The organism is Craurococcus roseus (genome assembly GCF_039523795.1).
Lineage (GTDB): Bacteria > Pseudomonadota > Alphaproteobacteria > Acetobacterales > Acetobacteraceae > Craurococcus > Craurococcus roseus.
In genome coordinates this window covers 38,622-46,338 of the sequence record NZ_BAAAFZ010000036.1, presented here as the reverse complement: position 1 = coordinate 46,338, position 7,717 = coordinate 38,622, and the positions used below count along the sequence as shown (strand labels likewise).

Sequence of the window (7,717 nt, the reverse complement as noted above, 5' to 3'; positions counted from 1 at the left end):
AGCGCGTCGGCGCCGCCGGGGAGGCGCCGCGCCGCGGCGGTGCGGTCGGGCACGCGCGGGTCGGACCAGAGCACGGCGGGCACGTGGTCCTGGTCGCGCTCGGCGGGCGTGAGCTGGGTGAGGCGCACCATGAACTGCGCGCCGGCCAGCGGCCCCATGCCGCCGAGCACGCCCAAGACGCGGCCCGGCATCGTCGTCGTCGTCTCGCCCATCGGTGCCGGCGCTCCTTCCCCGTCCGCCGCGCGAGGATGCCGCACGGCGCCGTTGGCGGGCAAACCGGGCGGGCGCCCCGTGCCGTCCCTGTCGCGGCACCGTGTAGGCCGCGGCGGCAGGGTGTCACGCAGTCGTTGCGGGGCTGTTGGCGTATCCGGGGTAGGGTGCGGCGACGCGGAAGGGTTCCTCGATGCAGAACGAACGCATGGACCAGCTCCTCCGGACGGAGCTCCTGTTGTCCTTGCAGCGTGCGCTGGTCGGCGTGGTGCCGGCCTCGCTGCGGGCCGTCACCTGCGACTGGGCGGAGACGAAGATCTCCATCCGCTACATCTTCGACGGGCCGATCCGCAGCGACGACGCGATCGACATGCTGGCGGTGGGCGAGGACGTGGTCTCGGACTTCCGCGACACGATGGAACTGGACGACCAGATCGTCCGGGTGGACCACCCGGCGGCCTTGGCGCCGCACTTCCTGCGGGCTTGGGCCTACATGCGGAAGGAGGCGCCGGCGGAGGGCGCGGGCCCGGGGTTGGCCGGCGAAGGCTGAGGGCGCGGGCCGATCGGGCAGCGTTTTGCGGCTTTCGGACGAATGATGGCTCTGGCCGGGCAGGCGGCGTGTTCCGAGCGAATCGTGCTCTCGGGCGTGCGACGCCGGGCATGTGCGAAGCCCTCGGGGCGGAGCTGCGGATGCTGGTCTGAAAGAGCGGGCGAGCAAAGCATTTATTCCTATACACCTCGCGGCACCTGGGATGCGACGGCGACTGGTGGGGAGCGCGGCGCAGGGGGCCGGACCCGGTGGGTGCTCGCCGCATTGCATGCCCCGGCGGGCCAGGCGGCAAAACGGTCGCCGTTCAGGGCACGGGTCTGGCTGAGGGCGGCGGGTGGCGAGCACCCCGGCGAGCTTCGGGCCGCGTGGGGCGTTGCGGAAGCGACGGGCGAACTCCTGGACCGAAGCGGGGCCGCCGCGGGACAGGGCGGCGCGGAGCAGGATGAATCGCGCCGGTGCTTCCTTCGGCCAAGCGTCGGCGGAGCCGGCGGCGGTTCCCGATGCGGCGGCGCTGGCTTACCTGCGGGTGATTGAGCGCGAACCGGGGGGCGGTGGGGCGCGCGTTCACGCCGCCGCCGCCCGCGGCCTGGGGGCGCGGCTACACCACCGCCCCCGCCGGCGGAGCGATAGTCGGCCAGCGCTCGGCGATGGAGGCGCAAGCGGCGGCGATCTGGCCGAAGCGGCGCACCGCGTCGCCGGGGGCCGCGTGCAGGGCGCCGGATTGGGCGTCGAGCACCAGGCAGAGCTTGCCGTCGGGCGCTTCGCCCGGCGGCGGGTCGAGCGCGCGGAGGGAGCCCAGCAGGAGGGCGGCCTGCCACTCGCCGACGGCGCGCGGCAGGGGGCGGTTCTTGGAGTAGCGCAGCATGCCGGCGCCGGTGCGGAGCGTGTTGTCGCGCGCGGCGCGGCGGAGGCGGAAATGGAGTTCGACCGTGATCTCGACGCCGTTCAGGTGGAGGGGCGGCGGGGGCGGCTCGCCGACGGGCAGGGCCTCGGCCCTCGGCGGCAGGCGGACGCTGGGCCAGTTCTTGGCGAAGCGCTCGATGTAGGCGGCGTTGCGCTCGGCCACGTCGCGCTCGAAGCCCGCCGGCTCGGACGCGGCGTGGCCGCAGATGCGCCCCGCTTCCTCCAAGAGCCAGGACAGGTCGGTGTCGCGGTCGGCGATGAACTTGGACACGACGGCGCGGGCCTCGTCGTGGTGGGCGACGTGGAGGAGTGGCTCGAACTTGCTGTTGCGGACGATCGTGCGCTTGGAGACCTCGGACGCCGCCATGTAGTCGGCGAGGTCGCGGGCGGCGATGCGCGGGCGGTCGTGGCGGATGTGGGTCTTCGCTCCGGCCATCACCCGACCTTCCGCCGCGACAGGCTGAGGGCCGCCGCCGCCAGCGCGAGGCCGATGGCGGCGCCCATCGCCAGCCGCGGCCCGCCTTCCAGGCCCGCCGCCTGGAAGGACAGCGCCAGCGCGGTGGCGCCGAGGGTGGTGCCGAGCACGCGCGCGGTCGCCTGCATCCCGCCCGCGCCGCCGGCGCGCGCCTTGGGGGCGGCGGAGAGCATGGTGCGGTTGTTGGGCGTCATGAAGAAGCCGAAGCCTGCGCCGCACAGCGCCACGGCGGCGCCGGCCAGCGCCGCCGCGCCGGACAGGAGGGTCGCGGAGCCGGACAGCAGGGACGCGAGCCCGGCCGCCAACGCCGCCATGCCGCCGGCGCAGAGCAGCGCGGTGGGCACGCGGTCGGACAGGCGGCCGGCGAGCGGGGCCGCCACCGCCAGCGCCAGGGGCCAGGGCGTGAGCAGCAGCGCCGCTTCGGCCTGCCCGCGCCCTGCCGCCTGGAACAGGAAGGGCAGGGACAGGTAGGCGGCGTACCAGGCGGCGAAGGCGCAGACGGAGGCGGCCACCGAGAGGCCCACCACGCGGATGCGGAGCAGGTCCAGCGGCACCAGCGGCGCGGGGCGGGCGAACTGGCGGCGGACCAGGAGCCAGCCCGCGAGGATGCCCATGGCCATCAGCGGCAGCGCCAGGCCGGGCACGGCCAGCAGCAGGTCGAGGCCGAGGAAGAGCAGGCCGAAGGCGAGCACGTTCAGCGCGGCGCTCGGCGTGTCGAAGGAGCGGCGCGCGCGCGGCGGGTTCGGCAGGGCGCGGGCGCCGAGCGCGAGGCCGAGCAGCCCCAGAGGCACATGGACCAGGAACAGCCAGGGCCATGGGGCGACGGAGAGCACCGCCGCCGCGATCCCGGGCGCCGAGGCGCCGGACACGGCCACCACCATGGCGTTGATGCCCATCGCGCCGCCGAGCTTGGCCTGGGGGAAGGTGTGGCGGATCATGCCTGCGGTGAGGCTCATAACCGCCGATGCGCCCAGCCCTTGCAGCACGCGGCAGGCCAGCAGCGGGCCGAAGCCGGGCGCGAGCGCGGCGCCCACCGAGGCGGCGGCGAAGGCGGCTAGGCCCGACAGGAACACGCGGCGGAAGCCCAGGATCTCGCCGAGCGAGGCCATGGGCAGCAGGGTGCAGACCACCGCGAGCTGGTAGGCGTTGAGCAGCCAGGTCGCGTCCGCCGGCGACACCTCCAGGCCGCGCGCGATGCCCGGCAGCGCGACGCCGAGCATCTGCGCGTCCAGCACCGTCACCGCGATGGAGAGCTGGATGACGAGGGTGGACAGGTGGCGCCGCGGGGCGGGCAGGCCGTCCGCGGCCGGATCGGCGGCGCGCGGCGGGGCCGACCGGAGGCCGGTGTCAGGCGCCAAGCGCCGGGCGCCGCCGCCGCGCCGCCGAGTCCGCTGCCGCGCCGGGCGGCGTCACGCCGCCTGCGGCCCTTGCATCGCCTCCAGCGCGCCGGCGGTGTCGAAGAACTCACGGAACTCCAGGATGCGGCCGTCGCGGAGGCGCATGACGTTGGCCGCGGCGAAGTCCCGCTCCACGCCCGTCGCGGGGAAGCGGACGCGGACCCGCACCAGGGCCGTCACCCACTCGCCCTGCGCGACCGTGCGCTCCACCTCGTAGCGGAGGACCTGCACGGCGGAGTCGAGGCGTTCGAAGTACGACCTGACGCCGTCGGGGCCGGCGTAGCTGCCGCTCCAGGGGACCTGGGCCGGGCCGACCGAGCGCCAGTCCACGTCCTCGGCCAGCGCCTCGAACACCGCGGCGCGGTTGCCGCGGCCGTACTCGGCGTAAAGGCGGGATTGGCAGGCGAGGCTGTCGCGGGTGCAGGCGGCCTCGTCGGCTTCGGGGGTCGCGTGGCTCATGCTCGGCTCCTCCCTCCGTGGCCGGCGGCGCTTCAGGCGGCGGCCGGGGCCTTCGGCAACTCGACGCCCACCAACGCGTCGCGCGTGACGATGGCGGCGAGGCGGGCCTCGTCCCACCCGTCCGTGCCGGCGGGGCGCATGGGCAGCACCATCCAGCGGTAGTCGGCGGTGCTGTCCACCACGCGGATGTCCACGCTGTCGGGCAGCACGGTGCCCCATTCGGCGAGCACGGCGCGCGGCTCCCGCACGGCGCGGGCGCGGTAGGCGAAGCTCTTGTACCAGTGCGGCGGGTAGCCGAGCACGGCGCGCGGGTAGCAGGAGCAGAGGGTGCAGACGACGAGGTGGTGGCGCGCCGGGGTGTCCTCCAGCACGCCGAGCGGCGGCGCGCCGGCCATGGAGACGCCCATCGCCTCGGCCGCGGCCTTGCCGTCGCTGAGCAGGAGGGCGCGGTAGTCGGGGTCGAGCCAGGCGCGGGCGACCATGCGGGCGCCGGTTTCGGGGCTGGCTTGGTCCGTGCTGGCCTGGCGGGCGGCCAGCTCCTCGTCCGTGACGATGCCGCGGGCCTTCAGGGCGTCCACGAGGCGTTGGAGGGCGGCGACGCTTTCGGGGCGGGCGGGGGCGCTCATGCGGCTTTCTCCGTCGCGTCGCCGGCGGGTTCGAGCCAGTGCTCGAAGACCTCCACCAGCACGTCGTCGCCGGGGCGGCCTTCGGCGAACAGCGGCGGCTGGGGGAAGAGCACGTGGTAGAGGGTGCGCTCAGGCGCGGGGCGGGCGAAGGCGAGGTCCTCGGGGTTGGCGAAGCGGCCCAGCGCCCGCTCCACCGTGCCGATCCGGCCGCGGAGGTAGTGCGGCGTGCGGATGTGGCAGGGGCCGCGGCGCTCCGGCCAGTCGTCCCGCACGCGGACGCGGCTGCCGGGCGCGAAGCGGGGCGCCGCGGGGGCGGGCGCGCCGGGCGGGTCGGCGGCGGCGGCGCTGGTGCCCTCGGCCGCGGTCATCGCAGATCCTCCTCGGTGACGACTCCCTTTTCCAGCATCAGCGTTTCGATCGAGCGGAGCCAGCGCTCGTAGTAGGTGAGGGCGAAGTACTCGTTCTCCGGGATGGACTCGATGCCCCGGCGCAGCTCGTCCACCGTCATCAGCTTCTTTTGCGCCAGGAGCTGGCGCAGCGCGTCCACGCGGCGGCCGAAGTCGTCGGGCGGCGCCTCGTCGCGCTCCACCGGCGTGCAGCGGAAGCGCTGGAGGCCGCCGATGTCGTGGGTGGCGGGGGTGCGGTCGGGCGTCTCGCTCATGGGGGCAAGGCTAGGACGCACGGGCGGAGGGCGTCCATCCCAACCGCGCGGCGGCGGCGGCGCCCTCGTGTCAGATCCGGGCCAGGTCGGGCGGCATCGGCGGGAACGCGCTCCGCGCCGCTTTGGGCAGGAAGCCTATCTCGGCCCGCAGCCCCGCGGGCTCGAAGAACAGCGACACCGCCGCCTCCGGCCCGAGATCCCGGGCCAAGCCCCGCTCCAGCAGCCGCGTCCCGAAGCCGGGCCGCGCCGGCGGGCCGGACACCGGCGGGCCGCCCCTCTCGACCCAGGAGAGCCCGGCCGCGCCGTCCGGCTCCGTGCGGCAGGACAGCTTCACCCGTCCGCCGGGCCGCGACAGGGCGCCGTGCTTGGCGGCGTTGGTGGCGAGCTCGTGCAGCGCCAGCACCAGGGCTTGCACTTGGTAGGGCCCGGCCCGCACGCCGGCACAGGCCGAAGCGGCGATCTCGATGCGCTCCTCGGTCCCCCCCAGCCAGGGCACGAGCGCGGCGCGGACGATGTCGCCGAGGGCCGCCTCGGTCCAGGCCATCCTCGTCAGGAGGTCGTGGGCGCGGGCGAGCGCCTGCAACCGCGCGCTGAAGTGGCGGGCGAACCGCTCCGGCTCGTCGGCCGTCCCGCGCAGCGTCTGCGCGGCCACGGCCTGCACGGTGGCGAGCATGTTCTTGGCCCGGTGGTTCAGCTCCGCGACCAGCAAAGTCTGCCGCCGCTCGGCTTCGCGCCGCTCCGTGGTGTCCACGACCACCCCGACGCCGCCGCGCACGCTGCCCGAAGCGTCGCGCACCGGGCCGGCGTGGACCGCCGCCCACACGGTCGTGCCGTCGGGCCGGTGGAGGCGCCGTTCCAGGACGGCCGGTTCGCCCGCTTCCAGCGCGCGCGACACCAGGGCGCGGAGGCTCCGCGCCGCTTCCTCGCCCGCGTCCCCATCGGGCGCGAGTTCCTCCGGCCGCCGCCCGAGCATCTCCGCTTCCGCGCGGCCGAGGATGGCGCAGAGCGCCCCGTTGGTCAGGATGAAGCGCCCTTCGGCGTTGGTTTCGGCGATGCCGACCGCGGCTTGGGCGACCAGCGCGGACAGGCGCTCCCGTTCCGCGCGCAGCGCTTCCTCCGCCGTCCGCCTGTCGTGCACGTCCTCCGTCGTGCCGTACCAGCGCAGGATCCGCCCGTCCGCGCCGCGGCGCGGAAAGGCGCGTACCCGCCACCAACGGTACCCGCCTTGCGCCATGCGCAGGCGCACCTCGGCGTCGTAGGGCTCGCCCGTCGCAACCGCCCGTTGCCAGGCCGCCGACATGCCCGGCAGGTCCTCGGGGTGGGGCACCCGGACCCAACCTTCGCCCAACGCTTCCTGCCGCGACAGGCCGGTGACTGCGAGCCAACGTTCGTTGAAGTCGGTGATGCCGCCGTGCGGGTCGGCCGTCCAGGGGATTTGCGGGTTGAGTTCGACGACGTGGCGCAAGTGGTCCTCGGTTTCGCGCAGCGCCGCGTTGGCGGCCCTCAAGTCGAGGTTGGAGCGCGCGACCTCCGCCGCGCGGCGCATGGTCTCGGCTTCGGCCAGATCCGCCCGCTCGCGCGCCAGCACGAGGTCGGTCACGTCCTCCACTTGGTGGAGGATGAGTTCGACCGTGCCGTCCGGGGCGAGAACAGGGAGATTCCTAGGGCCCCAGTACCGGAGCTGGAACCCCTTCCCACCGTCGCCGCGGCCCGGGATGTCGTACCGCTGCACGCCCATGGCGTCGGGCTCGCGCGTGGCCAGCACACGCGACAAGGACGCGGCGAGGGCGCGTGCGCCGTCGTCGGCGGGGTCGTCGGGGTTGGCGGGGAAGGCGGTGAACAGGCTGAGGCCGAGCACCTGCGCCCGCGTCGTGCCAGTCGCGGCGAGGTAGGCGTCGCTGGCCGCGACGATCGTGAAGAGCGGAGCGTCCGGACGCAGCACGAGGTAGGGGTTCGGCGCCGCTTCGAAGAGGCGTAGGAGGGTGTCCCGGCCAAGGCCGGTCGCGGTGGCCGGTGCGCGCCGGCCGTGCGCTCGGTTCGTGAAAAGGTCGCCCACGTTACGGAATCGCCTCTGCAAACGGGCAGAGAGTGTCCCGCCCCGTCCCGGTCGGGCTTTCCAACGTGGCTGACCAACCGCGGGTTGCGTGTGGCGGCCAGCACGGGACCGAACCGTGGCGGCCGATCAGCCGACCGAGCCGCCTTGCGGCCACGGCGGCACCGAAGGGGGGGTCAATTTCGGCACCGGGGAACGACAGGCAGCACGGCTGCAACGTCGTGCGCAACGAGGGTGGCCGGATCGTTTTCGTCCGCCGCTTCGGCATCCGGCGTCTGGTACGGAACCGCGTTGGCGTTGCACGGGACCAGGGGCGATTCCAGATCGCCCGGAATCGGCTATGCGGAGGAGCAGCACCGACGCCCGCCCTCGCCCGATCGCCC

General features: G+C 74.9%; 8 protein-coding genes and 1 pseudogene. 1 reads left to right on the top strand and 8 read right to left on the bottom strand.

The genetic code is table 11. The features are described from left to right. A pseudogene (locus ABD067_RS13320) lies at positions 1–212 on the bottom strand (hypothetical protein); the annotation flags it as partial. Positions 213–403: 191 nt separating this feature from the next. Here ABD067_RS13320 and ABD067_RS13315 point away from each other — a divergent pair. Further along, on the top strand, positions 404–760 hold the full coding sequence (locus ABD067_RS13315; protein WP_343895796.1) for a hypothetical protein: 357 nt from the start codon (positions 404–406) through the stop codon (positions 758–760). Positions 761–1,358: 598 nt separating this feature from the next. Here the strand turns inward: ABD067_RS13315 and ABD067_RS13310 are convergent. From ABD067_RS13310 to ABD067_RS13280, 7 genes are all read right to left on the bottom strand, one after another. Beyond that, the gene (locus tag ABD067_RS13310; protein ID WP_343895795.1) at positions 1,359–2,099 is read right to left on the bottom strand and encodes a hypothetical protein; all 741 of its coding nucleotides are present in this window, start codon (positions 2,097–2,099) and stop codon (positions 1,359–1,361) included. Next, positions 2,099–3,496 carry an MFS transporter gene (locus ABD067_RS13305; protein WP_343895794.1) on the bottom strand — a complete coding sequence of 466 codons (1,398 nt, stop codon included), beginning with the start codon at positions 3,494–3,496 and terminating at the stop codon, positions 2,099–2,101. The genes ABD067_RS13310 and ABD067_RS13305 overlap by 1 nt, the downstream gene beginning before the upstream one ends. Positions 3,497–3,547: 51 nt before the next feature. Continuing rightward, positions 3,548–3,994: a nuclear transport factor 2 family protein gene (locus ABD067_RS13300; protein ID WP_343895793.1), complete on the bottom strand. Its 447-nt coding sequence runs from the start codon at positions 3,992–3,994 to the stop codon at positions 3,548–3,550. A gap of 32 nt (positions 3,995–4,026) precedes the next feature. Beyond that, positions 4,027–4,620: a nitrile hydratase subunit alpha gene (locus ABD067_RS13295; RefSeq protein ID WP_343895792.1), complete on the bottom strand. Its 594-nt coding sequence runs from the start codon at positions 4,618–4,620 to the stop codon at positions 4,027–4,029. Further along, a complete protein-coding gene (locus ABD067_RS13290) occupies positions 4,617–4,988 on the bottom strand; it encodes an SH3-like domain-containing protein (RefSeq protein WP_343895791.1) in 372 nt (123 codons plus the stop codon). Before ABD067_RS13290 ends, ABD067_RS13295 begins: the two co-directional genes overlap by 4 nt. Continuing rightward, positions 4,985–5,281, bottom strand: a complete 297-nt coding sequence (locus ABD067_RS13285) for a nitrile hydratase (RefSeq protein ID WP_343895790.1) — start codon at positions 5,279–5,281, stop codon at positions 4,985–4,987. Before ABD067_RS13285 ends, ABD067_RS13290 begins: the two co-directional genes overlap by 4 nt. A 70-nt stretch (positions 5,282–5,351) precedes the next feature. Further along, a complete protein-coding gene (locus ABD067_RS13280) occupies positions 5,352–7,337 on the bottom strand; it encodes a PAS domain S-box protein (RefSeq protein ID WP_343895789.1) in 1,986 nt (661 codons plus the stop codon). Positions 7,338–7,717: the final 380 nt, after the last annotated feature.